This window comes from Kaistia adipata DSM 17808, assembly GCF_000423225.1.
GTDB classification, from domain to species: Bacteria; Pseudomonadota; Alphaproteobacteria; order Rhizobiales; family Kaistiaceae; genus Kaistia; species Kaistia adipata.
In genome coordinates, this window is the sequence record NZ_AUHO01000007.1 from 304,248 (window position 1) to 321,146 (window position 16,899).

A 16,899-nucleotide genomic window follows, 5' to 3' on the forward strand; every position below is an offset into this window, starting at 1 on the left:
AGGGAGCAAGCCGATGCCGCTGACGTTCAGATCCGGATCGCCCGATGCGCGCCGTTGGCGCGATGCTGTTCTGGCGAGCGTGCTTCTCGTCGCGTCGCTGTTCGGCGCTTCTGTCGTCGCCCGGGCCGAGAGCCCGACTCCTCCCGCCGCCGCCGTCCCTTCCGACAAGGTCCCGCCCGATGCCGGCCCGCGCGCTGGCCGCTACACCATGGTTCCGGCCGAGGGCGGTTTCGTGCGCCTCGATACCGAGACTGGCGCGGTCTCGCATTGCCGGCGCGGCGACGCCGTGTCGGGTGGCGTGTGGCAGTGCGCGGCCATCCCGGAAGCGGTGATCGCGAAGCCGCAGGCGGAAGAGAAGGGCGCCGACGACAATGCCGTGCTGCGGCGCGAGGTGGCCGATCTGCGCGCCCGAATCAAGGCGATCGAGCGGCGCACCGCCATGGCGGCCGCGCCGCCGGCGTCGGGATCGGGCGATCCCGAGCTCGACCGGGCGATGAATTTCAGCGAGGAGCTGATGCGGCGTTTCTTCGGCCTCGTGCGCGAACTCAAGCAGGACGCCGATCAGGGGCGCATCTGAGCCTCACGCGCGCCGCGTCTTGTAGCGCTCCGTGGCGGTGATCAATTCGTGGATGTTGCCAGGCTCCGACATGGCATGGCCGGCATCGGGCACGATCTTCAGTTCCGCGCCCGGCCAGACCTTCGACAGATCCCAGGCGATCGCCGCCGGCGTGCACAGGTCATAGCGGCCATGCACGATGACGCCGGGAATGCCGTCGATCCTGCCGGCATTGGCGAGCAGTTGGTCGTCGCGGTCGAAGAACCCCTTGTTGACGAAATAATGCGCTTCGATGCGGGCGAAGGCGATTGCGTAGTGCGGCGAACCGAAGGCGGAGACGCGCAACGGGTCCGGCAGAAGCGACAGTGCGTTGCCTTCCCACATGCTCCAGGCCCTGGCCGCCTCCATCCGGGCCGCGTCGTCCTCGTCGACAAGGCGCCGGTGGTAGGCGCCGATCATGTCGTGTCGTTCTTCCGGCGGGATCGGGGCCTGATAGGCCTCGAACGCTTCAGGCAGCAGCCAGGAGGCGCCTTCCTGGTAGAACCAGAGCAGTTCGCGCCGGCGCAGGGTGAAGATGCCGCGCAGCACCAGTTCCGTCACTCGCTCGGGATGGGTCTCGGCATAGGCGAGCGCCAGGCAGGAGCCCCACGAACCGCCGAGCAGCTGCCAGCGCTCGATGCCGAGCCGGGTGCGGATCGTCTCCATGTCGGCGACGAGGTCCCAGGTCGTGTTTTCGCGCAGCTCCGCATGGGGCGTGGAGCGGCCGCAGCCGCGCTGGTCGAACAGGATGATCCGGTAGGCCTCAGGGTCGTGATAGCGCCGCATGTTGGGATTGCTGCCGGCGCCGGGGCCGCCATGCACCATCAGCACCGGCTTGCCGTCCGGGTTGCCGCATTCCTCGACGTGGATCTCGTGCAGCGCCGAGACCTTGAGGCGGTGCACGGCGTAGGGCTCGATGGGCGGAAAGAGCTGCAGGCGGTTCTGCGCGAGCGAATCGGCGGGCATGGGCGGTCTCCGGTTCAGGTCCCGGTCGCGGCCGGACCGGTCGCGAGCGCGTCGTCGGGATCGGGATCGGGCTTGGAACCGGACGCCGAGGCGGGCGGGGGCGCGGACCCCCGCGTGAAGGCAGGCAGCGGCCCGAACAACGCCGCCGGCGTGGCGATCGGCGCCGAATGGGACGGCGCCTCCGGCATGGCGAGGGTCGGCGGTGGCGCGGCCTCGGCGGTGGTCGTTGCGCTGGCCGGCACCGTCTTCGGTTGCTGCGCGAGGCGGCGCTTCAGGCGGCGCGCGGCGTGGCGCAGGCGGAGCCAGATCAACGGCCAGGGCAGCCCCGGCAACAACGACAGGCCGAGCAGCGTCGCCAGCCCGCAGACCATGCCGATCGGGCCCGACAGGCCCACGGGAAGCCCGAACCATCCGGTCGGCCCGAGCACGGACGGCGTCACCGTTCCCATGCCGAGAAAGCGTCCGGCGAAGTCGGGAACGAAGCGGGCGAGCAGGACGTTGGCGACCGTTAGCCATAGGCCGACGGCGATGGCGGCGACGGCCGCGCGCGTGGTGGCGCGCCGCATCCGCCAGCCAACGAGCAGGAGCGGGGCGAGGCTCGCCGCCGCGACCGAGAGCGCGACGCCGGCCAGCATGGCGATGCTGCCGATCGCGAGCCGGCTCATGCCGAGGACCGCCGCGACCGCCAGGAGGATCGAGAGCCGGGTGATGAAGATGCGCCGGCCGGTCGGCGCCCGTCGCTCGACGACGGTGCCATAGAGGTCCTGCCCGACAGTGGTGGCGATCGTCGCGAGACCCATGGAAAGGGTGATCAGCGACGCCGAGATCAGGCCGCCGATCAGAAGCACGGCCGGCATCGCCGAGAGCCCGACGCGGGTCGGGAAGGAGACGACCAGCCCGAGCGGGTCGATCGTCGCGTCGATCCCGGCGACGCGGCCGTAAACGGCATAGCTCGGCGCCGCCAGCAGGATCACCGCCGTCCCAGCGACGCCGAGCAGGAGATGGCGGCGGGCCGCCGGTCGGCGCGCGGTCTGCCAGGCCGGAAAGGCGAGCGTCGGCATGGCGGCGACGCCGGCCACGAGCGAGATGATGAAGGCTGTGATGACGAAGGCGGGAATGCGAGCCGCCGCCGTCCGCGCCTCGGGATCGAGCAGGCCGACCCAGGGCATGGGCAACCACGTTTCTCCGATCGAGGCCGCCGTCACCGGCGCGAGATAGGCGAGGGCGACGATCGGCCCGAGCACGGCGGTGATGGCGATGGCGGCGCGCTGGCCGCCGACGACGCAGCCAAGCGCGGCAAGGCCGAGAAGGATGTCGGCGGCGAGCTGCGGCGGCAGGCCCAGCATGCGGGCCGCGACGGTGCCGGCGAGCGCCGCCTCTGCGGTCAGGAGCGGCAGCAGGGTCAGGATCACGGCCAGCGCCGCCACGGCGCGCACGGGTGCCCCGAAGCGGATGCCGAGCGCCTCGGCCAGCGTCGCCGCCGATACCGAGCGGGCCGAAGGGGCGACGACGAAGGTCGCGAGCGCCAGCCCGACGACGAAGGCACCGACGAGGATCAGGCCGCGTCCTCCGCCCAGCGCCGTTCCGACGGGGGCGGCGACCAGGACGATGGTGGAGAGCGCCGTGCCGACGACGGCCCATGCGATCGTCACGGAGCCGAGCTTGCCGCCGCGCATGATGTCGCCGAAATCGAGCGAGCGAACTCGCAGTGCGACCACGGCGGCGACGGCGAGTGGAACGATCGGGAAGAGCGCCGGCAGGACGGGCCAGGCGCCATAGCGGTCGAGCGCCTCGACGAGGCCGAGGCTCGCCAGCACGATGACGAAGGCCGCCACCGCCATTGTCCCGAGGCGCGCTTCTCCGACCAATTGACCCTCTCGGCCTGCAGATGGGAGAGCGATCGGACAGGAGCCGGCGTGGCTTGTCAACGCCGGGGCCGTCGCCCGGGGGGAGACGGCGCGATCCCCGGTTGCATCGATCCCGATTGTCGCTCATTGAAGGCAAGGGCCGCATGGCCGTGCCGCCTTGCGGCCCTTGCCTTCATTCGGGGATCCTTGCTTCATGACACGCTGGTTTCTGCGCAATCTGAAGCGCGCCGCGGTGCTGGTCGCCGTGGTCGCGGTGACCGCCCTGTCGGTCCGTGTCGTGGATGTCCTGCAGGGGCCGCCGCTGCAGCTCTGGCACAAGCACGCGCCGCACGAGCTGACGGTGAAGCAACTCGATGGCGCGACATGGGCGGACTATCTGAAGGCCGAGGACACGGTGTTCGAGGATGTCCGCACCGCCGTGACCGCCAAGCTGAAGCCGGCGCAGCGCGTGGCGTCCAATCGCTATTTCGACGGCAGCGCGCTCTATACGCCCGCCTTCCAGACCGACTGGAACCGTTCCTTCGTGCTCGCGCCGGATGGGCCGCCGGTGGGGGCGGTCGTGCTGCTGCACGGGCTGACCGATTCACCCTACAGCCTGCGCCATATCGCCAAGCTCTATCGCGATCGCGGCTTCGTCGCGATCGGCCTCCGCGTGCCCGGGCACGGCACAATCCCGGCCGGCCTGACCAACGTCAACTGGGAGCACTGGCTGGCGGCGACCCGCCTCGCGGTGCGCGAGGCGCGGCGGCTGGTCGGCGGCGAGGCGCCGCTGCACATGGTCGGCTATTCGAATGGCGGCGCGCTGGCGCTGCTCTATGCGCTGGACGCACTCGAGGATCCCGCGCTCGCCCGGCCGGACAGGCTGGTGCTGTTCTCGCCGATGGTGGGCGTCACGCGATTTGCCCGTTTCGCCGGCCTCGCAGGCCTGCCCTCGATCTTCCCGCCCTTCGCCAAGGCGGCCTGGCTCGGCATCGTGCCGGAGTTCAACCCGTTCAAGTACAACTCGTTTCCGGTGAATGCCGCGCGCCAGTCCTATGAGCTGACGGCCGTCCTGCAGGATCGGATCGCCCGGCTCGCCCGCGAGAACAAGCTTGCGGACTTGGCGCCGGTGCTGACCTTCCAGTCGATTGTCGACTTCACGGTCAGCGCGCCCGCCGTCGTGTCGATGCTCTATGCCAACCTGCCCGCGAATGGCAGCGAACTGGTGCTGTTCGACATCAACCGCAATGCCGATCTCGGTCCGCTCCTGAACGAGGCGGCCGAGACCGCGGTCGAGCGTATCCTTCCGCCGGCGCCGCGCCGCTACCGGACGACGGTGATCACCAATGTGACTCCGGATAGCGATCCGGTCGAGGCGCGCGTCCTCGAACCCGGCCAGACGGAGCCACGGGTCCAGCCGCTCGGCCTGGTCTATCCATCCGACATCTATTCGCTGTCGCATGTCGCGCTGCCATTCCCCGCCGATGACGGGCTCTACGGCACCGATCCCGATCCCGCCGACAATTTCGGGATTCGACTGGGCGACATCGCATCGCGCGGCGAACGCGGCACGCTGATCGTCGGCCTCGACACGCTGATGCGGATCTCGTCGAATCCGTTCTACCCGTATCTGGCGGAGCGGATCGAGGCGCTGATCGAGCCGGGCGCGCGCGGTGGCGCGGCGCCCTGACGGGCGATCGCCGTCGCTCAGCGCATCAGGAAGCCGATCACGACCGCATTGGCGATGTCGATGAAGAAGGCCGAGACTAGCGGCAGGATGATGAAGGCGCGCGGCGCGGCGCCATGCGCCTTGGTCACGGCCGTCATGTTGGCGATGGCGGTCGGCGTGGCGCCCAGGCTGATGCCGCTGAAGCCGGCGGAGATCACCGCCGCCTCGTAGTTTCGGCCCATGGCCGGGAAGACGACGAACAGCATGTAGAGCACGGCCGCGAGCGTCTGGATGCCCAGCACCAGGACGAGCGAGGGGCCGAGGCCGCCGATCGTCCAGAGCTGCATGCTCATCAGCGACATGGCGAGGAAGATGTTGAGCGACAGGTCGGAAACCAGCGCCAGCGCCTTGGTGCGGGTCGGCCAGTTCAGGCGCGGCAGCAGGCGCGGGATCGTGTTGGTGAGGACGATCGCCACCATCAGGCAGGAGACGAAGAGCGGCAGCCGGATGCCGAGATCATCCAGGATCTCGTCGACGGTGAAGCCGATCAGGACGGCCACGTTCATGATCAGGATGGTGCGCAGCAGGCTGACATGGCTGATCTCGTCGGCGGGCGACTCCGCCGCCGCGCTCTCGACGCCGAACACCGGCGGGACATCATGAGGGCCGCTCAGGCCGTTTCGCGCGATCAGGAGGCGGGCCACCGGACCGCCGACCAGGCTGGCGACGACCAGGCCGAGCGTCGCGGCGGCGACGCCCACCTCGACGGCATAGGGGAGGCCGAAGCGCTCGGCGATGATCGGTCCCCAGGCGATCGTGGTGCCATGGCCGCCGATCAGCGAGGCGGAGCCGAGCAGCACGGTCATGCCCTCGGGCAGGCCGAGCAGGGAGACGCTGCCGGCGGCGATCAGGTTCTGGATCACGAGGAAGGCGATGGTCAAAAGCAGCAGGATCAGCAGCGGCTTGCCGCCCGACAGCAGGTCGTCCAGCCGGGCATTGAGCCCGATGCCGGTGAAGAAGTAGAGCAGCAGCATGTCGCGCGCGGCGAGGTCGAACGTCACCGACACGTTGAAATAGCGATGGGCGCAGAGGGTCGCGAGCGCGGCGAGCAGGCCGCCCGTGACGGCCTCGGGAATGTTCCACTGGCGGAGCACCGCCACGGAGTTGTTGATGCCCGCCCCGATGAAGAACACGACGATGGCGATCGTCAGGCTGAGAAATCCTGGAACCTGAAAGGTCGTCACGGCAACCGCTACCTCATGTGGGGCGGCGAATCACCGCCGCATCGGCCAGTGCTATAGCGTGATCCGATCCGGCCGAGCTGAAAAAGGCTGCCTCCGCCACGGCGGCGCCGGGCGCTCCGAATTGATCCAAGTCATTTGTCGCGTGATACACGTCTTGGTAGAGGAGGCCCCAAAGGGTAGACTTGCCCTCGGAGGCATCAGCTTGGCATGCACGTGAATCCAAGACCGGCGAGCGACGGGCCCATCGAGCCGCTGCTGTTCAGCACGCGGGCGCTTTCGCCGCGCGACCAGTTCGACGCCTGGCGGAGCTTCATGGCGCCGGCCATCACGCTCGACGTCGATGGCATGCGGCAGGCGCCGTTCGGCGCCGATCAGACCGTGTGGGATGTCGGCAGCTTCGCCCTGACGCGCGCCGCAATGCCGAACGACGGACGCGTCCGCAACTGGACGCATCTGCGCAAGAATGCGCTGGACCATTGGTGCTTCGTCGTGGTGGACGACGATGCGTCGACGAGCCGAGGCCTGTTCTTTCGTTCGCTCGGCGAGCGATTCGAGGGCACGGCTTCTGACACCGGCGTTCTCAGCCTCTACCTGCCGCGCGAGTTGTTCGACGATGGGCTCAGCCGCATCGACGGCACCACGGCGGTGCCGGATCAGGGGATCGGCGCGTTGCTCGCCGACTATTTCGTCAGCCTCGAGCGCCGCTTGCCGGAAATTCCCCGGTCGGAACTGCCGCAGGTCGTCGAGGCGACGCGCGCGATGATCGCGGCCTGCGTGCAGCCCAGCCGCGACAGGCTCGACATGGCGCAGGGCGCGATCGTCGCGACCCTGATGGAGCGCGCGCGCGTTGTCGTCCGGCAGAATTTCGGCGCGCCGGGTTTCGGTCCCGATCAGCTGGCGCATGCGCTGGGCGTTTCCCGATCGCGGCTCTATCGTCTGTTCGAGCCGCATGGCGGCGTCGCGCGCTACGTCCATCGCCAGCGCATGCTGGCCGCCCATGCGGCGCTTTCCGATGCCGCTGACGCGCGGTCGATCGGCCGCATCGCCGAGGCATTTGGCTTTGGCGACGCCTCGGGGTTCAGCCGTGGCTTCAAGCAGCAGTTCGGCTACAGCCCCAGCGAGGCTCGCGTCGCCGGATTGGCGCGGGCGCCGGCACGGACACTTCCCCAGCGCCGGCATTCCAGCGAGACGGCGGAGTTCGCGGCCATCCTGCAGCGCCTTGCGGCCTGAGCCGCGACGCACCGTTTGGGATGGCGCGCACAAGCCTGGGATAGGCTGCTCATCACAGTGCTCGGAGGACGCCGTATATGGTCGCGGATGTCTGCGTTTCTGCGCGCATTGGCGGGTTGGTCGACGCGGCTTGACTGTGACTTGTGCTGACCGCACACAAGAAATTACGCGGCGCGAGCTGGGGCTTTTTGATTCTGGTTTGGATGGGCTCGGGTAGTATCCTGATCGCTTTCCTTCCGGTCGGGAATTTCAATTGGGGGTTTTCGTGACGAAACGGGCCGATTTCTGGACTTGTCTGCGTGGAACGCGTCGAGTCGCGGCGCTGCTCCTGGTCGTGGCGCCGGTCCTGGCTGCCTGCCAGAAAGAGGCAGAAACCGACACCGTCGAGGTGCGGCCGGTCCGCACCGTCGTCGCCGCACGCGAGAAGGCGGGCGAGACGGTCGTCCTGACCGGTCAGATCCAGCCGCGCAACGAGGCCAGCATGGCCTTCCGTATCGGCGGCCGGATGATCGGGCGCCCCGTCAATGTCGGCGACCGCGTCGAGGCGGGCCAGGTGCTGGCGACGCTCGACCCGGTCAACGAGCAGAACGCGCTGCGTTCGGCCCAGGCGGCGCTGACGGCGGCCGAAGGCCAACTCGTCCAGGCGCGCAACGCCTATGGCCGGCAGGAGCATCTGCTGCGCAACGGCTTCACCACCCGCGCCAATTACGAGCAGGCGCTCCAGGCCCTGCAGACCGCGCAGGCGCAGGTCGACAGCGCCGAGGCGCAGCTCGAGATCGCCCAGGACCGCGTCGCCTTCACCGAGCTGAAGGCCGATGTCTCGGGCACGATCACGGCGCGCGGCGCCGAGCCGGGCGAAGTGGTCCAGGCCGGGCAGATGATCGTCCAGCTGGCGCATGAGGGCGGCCGCGACGCCGTGTTCGACGTGCCGGCGCAGGTGTTGCGGGCGGCGCCCGCCGATCCGATCGTCACGGTGCGGCTGACTGACGATCCCTCCGTCACGGCTGTCGGTCGCGTCCGCGAGGTCGCGCCGCAGGCGAATGCGCTGACCCGGAACTTCCCGGTCCGCGTCGGCCTCGACAATCCGCCGGAGGCCATCCGTCTCGGTTCGACCGTCAGCGGGACGATTGACATGGACACGGCGGCGATCATCGCCATTCCGGCGACGGCGCTCACCGCCGCCGACCAGAAGCCGGCCGTCTGGATCGTCGATCCGGCGAGCTCCACCGTCTCGCTCCGCAATGTCGAGATCAGCCGACACGATCCCGCCACGGTGGTGATCGCCGACGGTCTGGAGGGCGGCGAGGTCATCGTCACCGCCGGCGTGCAGGCGCTTCATCCGGGCCAGAAGGTCCGTCTGGTCGAGGCGACGCGATGAGCGGCATCAATCTCTCCCGCTGGTCGCTCAATCACCGCTCCTTCATCTTCTACTGGATGATCGCGGTGATGGTGGCGGGCATCGCCTCCTTCATCAATCTCGGCCGCAACGAGGACCCGCCGATCACGATCAAGACCATGATCGTGCATGCGGTCTGGCCGGGCGCGACCATCGAGGACACGCTCAACCAGGTCACCGAGCGGCTCGAGCGCAAGATCCAGGAAATCCCCGAGGTCGACGACGTCCGCAGCGAGACCAGCGCGGGCAGCACGACCCTCTTCGTCAATCTGCGCCAGGAAGTGACGTCGGCCGAGGTGCCGGATGTCTGGTACCAGGTGCGGACGAACATCGCCGACATCCGCCATACGCTGCCGGCCGGCACCATCGGGCCGTTCTTCAACGACCGCTTCGGCGACACCTTCGGCATCATCTACGGCTTCACCGCCGACGGCTTCACGCATCGCGAGCTGCGCGACTATGTCGAGGCGGCCCGCTCGCGCCTGCTGCAGGTGCCCGACGTCTCGCAGGTCGAGATCATCGGCGCGCAGGACGAGAAGATCTATGTCGAGTTCTCGACCAAGCAGCTCGCCGGCATGGGCATCGACCGCGCCGCGCTCCTGAACGCGCTCCGCGCCCAGAACGTCGTCAGCCCCGCGGGCGTGCTCGAGACCGGCGAGGAGCGCATTTCGCTGCGTGTCTCCGGCGCGTTCGAGACCGAGCAGGACCTGCTCGACATCAACATCGTCTCGAACGGCCAGCTGGTGCGCCTGCGCGACATCGCAGAGGTTCGCCGCGGCTATGCCAGCCCGCCGCAGCCGCAGTTCCGCGTCAATGGCGAGCCGGCGATCGGCCTCGGCATCGCCATGCGCGACGGCGGCGACATCCTGGCGCTGGGCGAGAACGTCCGCAAGGCGATGGCCGAGGTCACGGCCGACCTGCCGCTCGGCATCCAGCCGTCGCTGGTCGCCGATCAGGCAGTCGTCGTCGACGAGGCGATCGGTGATTTCACCACCTCGCTCTGGCAGGCGATCGCCATCATCGCGGTGGTGAGCTTCGTCAGCCTCGGCATCCGCGCCGGAACCGTGGTGGCGCTGGCGATCCCGCTGTCGCTCGCCATGGTCTTCGTCGTGATGAGCATCGTCGGCATCGACCTGCAGCGCATCTCGCTCGGCGCGCTCATCATCGCGTTGAGCCTGCTCGTCGACGACGCCATGACGACGGTCGATTCGATGACGTCGAGACTTGCGGCCGGGGAGACCAAGGAAGAGGCGGCGTCGAACACCTTCTCGACGCTGGCGCTCGCCATGCTGACGGGCACGCTGGTGACGGCCTCCGGCTTCGTGCCGATCGGCTTCGCCCAGAGCTCGGCCGGCGAATACACCTTCTCGATCTTCGCCGTGGTCGGCATCGCGCTGGTGGTGTCGTGGCTCGGCGCGGTGATCTTCTCGCCGCTGATCGGCGCCCTGCTGCTGAAGGCGCCGAAGACCAGGCCCGATCCGGACAAGGTGAGCATCGTCGTGCGCATCTTCCGGTCGATCCTGCTCACGGCGATGCGGATGCGTTGGGTCACCATCGCCCTCACGCTCGCCTTCTTCGTCGGCGCGATCCTGCTCTCGCCGCATGTTCCGCGACAGTTTTTCCCGGCTTCGGACCGGACCGAGCTGATCGTCGACCTCCGCCTGCGCCAGAACGCTTCGATCTACGAGAGCGGCGACGTCTCCGCCCGCTTCGACGCGATCATGAAGGAGGATCCAGACGTCGCGCGCTGGAGCACCTATATCGGTCGCGGCGCCATCCGCTTCTACCTGCCGCTCAATGTCGAGCTGCCGAACGAGTTTATCGCCCAGGCCGTCGTCATCGCCAAGGATGTCGACGCGCGGCTGCGGCTCGAGCAGCGCCTCGAGACCAAGCTGGCGGAGCAGTTCCCGGATTCTGTCTCGCGCGTCTCTCCGCTCGAGCTCGGTCCGCCGGTCGGCTGGCCGGTGCAGTATCGTGTCAGCGGGCCCGACACCGACCAGGTGCGGGACATCTCGCTCCGCCTGGCGGAGATCGTCTCGTCCAATCCCGACACGCGGCGCGTGAACTTCGACTGGATGGAGCCGGCGCGTATGGTGCGCGTCAAGATCGACCAGGACCAGGCGCGTCTGCTCGGGCTGAGCTCCCAGGCGCTCGCCACCGCGCTGAACGCGGTGGTGACCGGCACGCCCGTCACCCAGCTGCGCGACGACATCTATCTCGTCGACGTCATCGCCCGGGCGACGGACGAGCAGCGCGTCTCGCTCAGCAGCCTGCAGACCCTGCAGGTGCCGCTGCCGAACGGACGGACGGTGCCGCTCAGCCAGGTCGCGACCTTCGACTACGGTCAGGAGTTCCCGATGATCTGGCGGCGCGACCGTGTGCCGACGCTGACGGTGCAGGCCGACGTGCGCGACGGCGGCTCGCCGGAAGCGGTCGTCGACCAGCTCGCCGACCAGGTCGAGGCGCTCCGCGCGACGCTGCCGCTCGGCTACGACATCGCGGTCGGCGGCGTCGTCGAGGAGAGCGCCCAGTCGCTCGCCTCGGTGATGGCGGTCGTGCCGGTCATGCTGTTCCTGATGGTGACGTTCCTGATGACACAGCTGCAGAGCTTCGGCCGGCTGTTCATCGTGCTCTGCGTCGTGCCCATGGGGCTGATCGGTGTCGTCGGCGCGCTGTACGTGTTCAACAGGCCGCTCGGCTTCGTCGCCATCCTCGGCATTCTGTCGCTGCTCGGCCTGATCGCCAAGAACGCGGTCATCCTGATCGAGCAGATCGAGGCGGACCGGGCGCGGGGGCTCAGCGTCTGGGATGCGGTCGTCTCGGCCACCGTGTCGCGCTTCCGGCCGATCATGCTGACGGCGATCTCGACGGTGCTCGGCATGATCCCGATCGCCGCGACGATCTTCTGGGGCCCGATGGCTTTCGCCATCATGGGCGGCCTGCTGGTCGCGACGCTGCTGACGCTCGTCTTCCTGCCGACCCTCTATGTCACGGTCTATCGTGGCAAGGAGGGCGAGGCCGCGCCGGGCGTCGCACCGACGAGCACGCCGCCGCTGGCGGCGGCGCCGAACTGATCCGGACTGGCCGGCCGCTTCCGGCCGGCAGGCGAATGCTCCAGAAAGGGCCGCGGTCTTCCGCGGCCCTTTTCCGTTGGTGCTGCTCGGGCTGTTCCTGACGGTTGCGACGACGGCCCCTCCGCCGTCATCCCGACGAAGGTCGGGATCCGGACGGCCCGTCCGGCGATCTGAAAGTCGAGCCGGATCGTCCCCGTCTGTGATCATGGGCCCCGGCCTCCGCCGGGGCGACGCGATGCTGGTTGCGCGGTCGATTGCAGGACGCCTCGACGCGCGAAGGCCTCCCATGGAAGGGACTATCCGGGCGTAGACCCTCACCCGCCGCATTTGGGGCCAGGCACGGCGGAGCCCCTCGCAGCGAGCCGTATCAGCGACGCCCGGCGCCCTCGAAAATCAGGATCGGAGCGGTCAGCACGGCGCCGGCGGCGGAGCCGAGCACCTGGCCGGCGCCGACCGTGGTGGCGCCCAGTGCGCCCGAGCCCGAGAGGCCGGAGTCGTTCACCGACTGGCCCTTGATCAACCGGTCGCCCATCAGCTGAACCATGTCGGGGCTGGTGGCGAACTTGGTGTGGTTGAGGCGATCGCCATTCTGCAGCGCCGTCAGGTCGAGAACCGTGAGGCCCTTCGCCGATTCCAGCTGCGACAGATATGGCTCTTTGGTGATGTCGATGGCGCCGAGGCGGGTCATCCGGCCGGAGATCAGCCGCGACAGCCGCAGCGCGCGGTCATTGCGCGAGACGAACAGCGTGATGTGCGGGCGCTTCGGGCCGATCTCCATCACCTGCTTGCGGAACACGTCGATGTCGAGATCGGGTGAGGCGAGGATCAGGTTGGTGACCTTGGCGGGGATCCGCCCGTCCTGCAGCGCGATCTGGCGGAGCGACTCGACCGCCAGCCAGCCGCCCATCGAATGAGCCATCACGGTGACGTCGGACACGGCCGGGCTCGCCGCCGCGGCACGGATCACCGCCGCCAGTTCGCTGCGCGAGTAATTGGCGCTCTCGCGGTCGTAATTATAGTCGAACACCTGTCCGCGCGACGGCCAGGAGAACAAGACCGGCGCCACGTTGGCGTCCGTGTCGTGCACGATCTGGGCGAAGCGGAAGACGCTGTCGGCATAGCGCGTATTGAAGCCGTGCACGAAGATCAGCACGCGACGCTGCTTGCCGGCGACGCGCTTGAACCAAGCCTTGGCCTCGTCCGGCTGCATCGCCGTCACCTGGGTTGTGACGAAGTCGCGTTCCGGATTGCCGGGCGTGCTGCTCGGCCACTGGATGGTGCCGATTTCGCGCTGCTGTGGCACCGATACGATGATGTTGTTGAGGGCGAGGCCGCTGCCGCGCTCGCCGCTGAAGAGGACGCCGGCTTCCGTCGCCGGTGCGCGCGTCGTCGCGACCAGGAGATCGACCTTGTCCGTGCCGGAGGCCGCCGCCGGTACCGGCGTCAGCACGTCGCGCGGCCGCGAGGCGCAGGCGGAAAGGGCGATCGCCAATCCGAGGATCAGCATCGTCCTTGAAAGGACGGCAACAACTGACGACACGCGTCCCCCGCAGCAAAGATCGGCGACGTCCAACACTACCCCGGCGTCGCTGACACCAGTGTTACACTGCGGCGCGGGCAGGGTGAAGCGCGGGACGTGCCGGCTCCCGTCCGCGCGGGCTCGGAGATCAACAATCTTGGCGAGCGTGGCCGCGAAGCCTCGCTGTCGCGGCGCCGAGGCGATGGCGGGGACGGCGCGCCGCCCGCCCCGCCTCCCGGATCAGGCCGGGGTCGCCAGCAGGCGGTCGATGCGACGCCCTTCCAGCGCCACCACCTCGAAGCGCCAGCCTTCCCAGGCGAAGCCCTCGCCGACCTCGGGCAGATGGCCGAGATGCTCGAGCGCGAAGCCCGCCAGCGTCGTGTAGTCGCCGTCGCCCTGCATGTCGCCGGTCTGCAGCGTGCGCTCGACGTCGTCGATCGGCATCCGCCCGTCGAGCAGCCAGGCGCCGTCCGGGCGTTGCGTGGCGTAGGGCTCTTCCTCGCCGGCCAGTTCCGGCATGTCGCCGGCGATCGCGATCAGGATGTCGGTCAGCGTCACGATGCCCTCGAAGGTGCCGTGCTCGTCGACGACGATCGCCATGTGCACGGTCGAGCCCTTGAAGCGCTCGAGCAGGGTCAGGACCGGCATCGTCTCGGTCACGTAGAGCGGCTCGCGGATCGCCGTTTCCAGTTCCAGGTCGTCCTCGTCGCGACCCACCAGGTCCTTGGCGTGGACGACGCCGAGGATCTGGTCGACATCGCCACGGCAGACCGGGAAGCGCGAGCGGCCGCTGTCGCGGATCTCCGCCAGGATCGTCTTCGGATCGTCCTCGACGTCGAGCCAGATGGCATCGACGCGCGGCACCATGATCGCGCGGACCGGCCGCCCGGCGAGCGACAGCACCTGCTCGATCATCAGGCTCTCCTCGGCGGTGAAGGCGCTGCCGCCGCCGCCCGTCGAGACGATCGCCGCGACCTCTTCCGAGGCCTGCGGCGCCGACTGCCCGCCGCGCAGCATGCGCAGCACCGCCATGGCGGTGCGGTCGCGCAGGTCGGCCGTCGTCACGCGCTTGACGACGTTGCGCCGGCCGATCTGGTTGGCCGCCTCGATCAGGATCGAGAAGCCGATCGCGGCGTAGAGATAGCCCTTCGGGATGTGGAAGCCGAGGCCCTCGACGATCAGGCTGAAACCGATCATCAGCAGGAAGCCGAGGCAGAGGATGACCACCGTCGGGTGGCGCGAGACGAAGGCCATCAGCGGCCGGCTCGCCAGCATCATGACGCCGATCGCGACGATGACGGCGATCATCATCACGGAGAGATGCGAGGCCATGCCGACGGCGGTGATGACGCTGTCGAGCGAGAACACGGCGTCGAGCACGACGATCTGCACGATCACCTGCCAGAACACGGCGTGCGCGCCGTTGCTCGACTTGGCGCCGTGGTCGCCCTCCAGCCGCTCGTGCAGCTCCATCGTGCCCTTGAACAGCAGGAAGGCGCCGCCGACGATCAGGATAACGTCGCGCCAGGAGATGTCGGAGCCGAGCACCGAGAAGATCGGATCGGTCAGCTTGACGATCCAGGAGATCGAGGCGAGCAGGGCGAGGCGCATCACCAGGGCGAGCGTCAGGCCGATGACGCGGGCGCGGTTGCGCTGATGCGGCGGCAGCTTGTCGGCGAGGATCGCGATGAAGACCAGATTGTCGATGCCGAGGACGATCTCGAGCACGATCAGGGTCGCAAGTCCGGCCCAGGCGGCCGGATCGGCCATCCATTCGAAGATCATTGAGGAATTCCCGTGACCGGACGGCGTGTCCGGTCATCCTGTTGACAAGGCGATGCGGCGGGCTTCTTGGCGGCGCGCGTCAGTCTGGCACGGGGCCACGACGTCCATGCGACAGCCCCGACCCGCCCCATCGCCCATGGCGAGGATCTGGCGGGGGGCGGAGGCTCCGGCCTGCGCCGCGCGCGGCCGGTTGCGGCGCGGCGCCGCGGCCTCGAAGGCGCGCGCGTCATCAGGCCCGCGGCGGCGCTGCGGGCGCTGGCACGGGGGCGGTCGGGGCGACTGGCGCCGCGAGGCCGGCGCTGGAGGAGGCTTGTTCCGGATCGGGCTCGCCCCCTGGCCCGGAACGGGGAGGGGGCGGTGGTACTATCGGGGTCGTCGGATGGCATCAGCTGACGGAATCCGGCAATCGGGGCATGTCTTGCGCGATCTCTCATGGAGCGGACGACATGTCCGCGGCGCGCAGTCTAGAGGCGCGCGCGCGATCGGTCCATGCCTCTTCGCGGATTCTGCCGGGAAAGGGCGTGCCTCGTCGCTAGAACCAGCCGAGCGACTTCGCCGTCTGCAGCACAGCGAGCACGACGATCAGCACGGCGAGCACGATCGCGCTGGTCGGCGGCCAGGACGGATCGGGTCGGTTCTTGCGCATCGGCCCTCCGGATGGGTCCGCGGCCGGACCCGCGGATTTCCGCCGTCACGATGCCACAGCGATCGCCCGGCGCCAATCGACGCCGGACGCGCGCTCGATCCGGCTGGGGAGAGAGTATCAGCCAGCCCGTCGCTCGGGAGGATGGGCGGGAGGCGAACGGGAGCCCCGGCGGCACCCGTTCGCGCTAGGTACCCCAGGTCAGAACTTGTAGTTCAGGCCGGCCTTGAGCGTATGGAAGGCTGTGTCGACCGTCATGCGGTCGCCCTCGATGCCGAAGCCCGTCCCCTCGAGGCTGCCGAGATCGACATAGAGATATTCGGTCTTCAGCGTGATGTTCGGGGTAATGCCGTATTCGACGCCGGCGCCGGCAGTCCAGCCCCAATTGGTTTCGGATATTTCACGGTTGGGCTCGTCGCTCGCACTGTCGGTGTATGTCACCCTGCCGTAGGCGGCGCCGCCGGTTCCGTAGAACAGGACATTGTCCCAGGCATAGCCGAGCCGTCCGCGCAGAGTGCCGAACCAGTCGATCTCGGTCGAATAGGTGCTGGTGAAATTCTCGCCGATATAGCTCTCGGTATGCTCCGCCTTGATCCCGGATGCGGCGAAATCGGCCTCGACACCGACGACCCAGTTCGGGGCGAACTGGTAGTTGTAGCCGGCCTGGGCGCCGCCGAAGGCGCCGAACGCCCGGTCGCTGACGTCGCCGCCCAATAGGCCGACTTCCGAATCGAAACGATACGAGCCGTCGAACTCGCCGCCGCCGACGCCGCCATGGACGCCGAGGTAGAATCCCGTCCAGCTGAAGGCTGGCGTTTCCACGGCGGGGACCGGCTCATAGGTGAGATCGGCGGCGTGGGTCGACGTCAGCCCCAGAGCCAGGGCGGAAACTGCGACGGCCGATCCGAGAAGGGATTTCATGGGGGGATGC

At 68.8% G+C, this 16,899-nt stretch carries 11 protein-coding genes; 5 read left to right on the forward strand and 6 right to left on the reverse strand.

The features are described from left to right. The first annotated feature begins 13 nt into the window (after positions 1–13). Positions 14–577, forward strand: a complete 564-nt coding sequence (locus tag G539_RS26100; protein WP_051231145.1) for a hypothetical protein — start codon at positions 14–16, stop codon at positions 575–577. Between the two features lie 3 nt (positions 578–580). Here G539_RS26100 and pip read toward each other — a convergent pair whose 3' ends face one another. Further along, positions 581–1,561 (reverse strand): prolyl aminopeptidase, encoded by a 981-nt coding sequence (gene pip / locus G539_RS23890; protein ID WP_051231146.1) that lies wholly within the window; start codon positions 1,559–1,561, stop codon positions 581–583. 14 nt (positions 1,562–1,575) lie between these two features. Continuing rightward, positions 1,576–3,396, reverse strand: a complete 1,821-nt coding sequence (locus G539_RS23895) for an SLC5/6 family protein (RefSeq protein ID WP_156911871.1) — start codon at positions 3,394–3,396, stop codon at positions 1,576–1,578. Positions 3,397–3,622: 226 nt separating this feature from the next. Here G539_RS23895 and G539_RS0106390 point away from each other — a divergent pair, with 226 nt between their 5' ends. Then, entirely contained in the window at positions 3,623–5,098 is a 1,476-nt protein-coding gene (locus G539_RS0106390) for an alpha/beta hydrolase (RefSeq protein ID WP_029074460.1), read from the forward strand. 17 nt (positions 5,099–5,115) lie between these two features. On the opposite strand, the gene gltS is transcribed toward G539_RS0106390, so the two are convergent. Then, on the reverse strand, positions 5,116–6,321 hold the full coding sequence (gene gltS / locus G539_RS0106395) for a sodium/glutamate symporter (RefSeq protein ID WP_029074461.1): 1,206 nt from the start codon (positions 6,319–6,321) through the stop codon (positions 5,116–5,118). 213 nt (positions 6,322–6,534) lie between these two features. Between gltS and G539_RS23900 the strand changes: the two genes are divergently transcribed. The 3 genes from G539_RS23900 to G539_RS0106410 all read left to right on the forward strand — a co-directional run bounded on the left by G539_RS23900 (position 6,535) and on the right by G539_RS0106410 (position 12,021). Further along, a complete protein-coding gene (locus tag G539_RS23900; protein WP_210162792.1) occupies positions 6,535–7,551 on the forward strand; it encodes a helix-turn-helix domain-containing protein in 1,017 nt (338 codons plus the stop codon). Positions 7,552–7,816: 265 nt separating this feature from the next. Further along, entirely contained in the window at positions 7,817–8,929 is a 1,113-nt protein-coding gene (locus G539_RS0106405; protein ID WP_245576817.1) for an efflux RND transporter periplasmic adaptor subunit, read from the forward strand. Continuing rightward, positions 8,926–12,021 (forward strand): efflux RND transporter permease subunit, encoded by a 3,096-nt coding sequence (locus tag G539_RS0106410; RefSeq protein ID WP_029074463.1) that lies wholly within the window; start codon positions 8,926–8,928, stop codon positions 12,019–12,021. The genes G539_RS0106405 and G539_RS0106410 overlap by 4 nt, the downstream gene beginning before the upstream one ends. 367 nt (positions 12,022–12,388) lie before the next feature. On the opposite strand, the gene G539_RS0106415 is transcribed toward G539_RS0106410, so the two are convergent. The 3 genes from G539_RS0106415 to G539_RS0106430 all read right to left on the reverse strand — a co-directional run bounded on the left by G539_RS0106415 (position 12,389) and on the right by G539_RS0106430 (position 16,889). Further along, positions 12,389–13,561 carry an alpha/beta hydrolase gene (locus G539_RS0106415; RefSeq protein ID WP_029074464.1) on the reverse strand — a complete coding sequence of 391 codons (1,173 nt, stop codon included), beginning with the start codon at positions 13,559–13,561 and terminating at the stop codon, positions 12,389–12,391. Positions 13,562–13,780: 219 nt separating this feature from the next. Further along, a complete protein-coding gene (locus G539_RS0106420; protein WP_029074465.1) occupies positions 13,781–15,325 on the reverse strand; it encodes a TerC family protein in 1,545 nt (514 codons plus the stop codon). Between the two features lie 844 nt (positions 15,326–16,169). Next, a complete protein-coding gene (locus G539_RS0106430) occupies positions 16,170–16,889 on the reverse strand; it encodes an outer membrane protein (RefSeq protein ID WP_029074466.1) in 720 nt (239 codons plus the stop codon). Between the last annotated feature and the right edge of the window lie 10 nt (positions 16,890–16,899).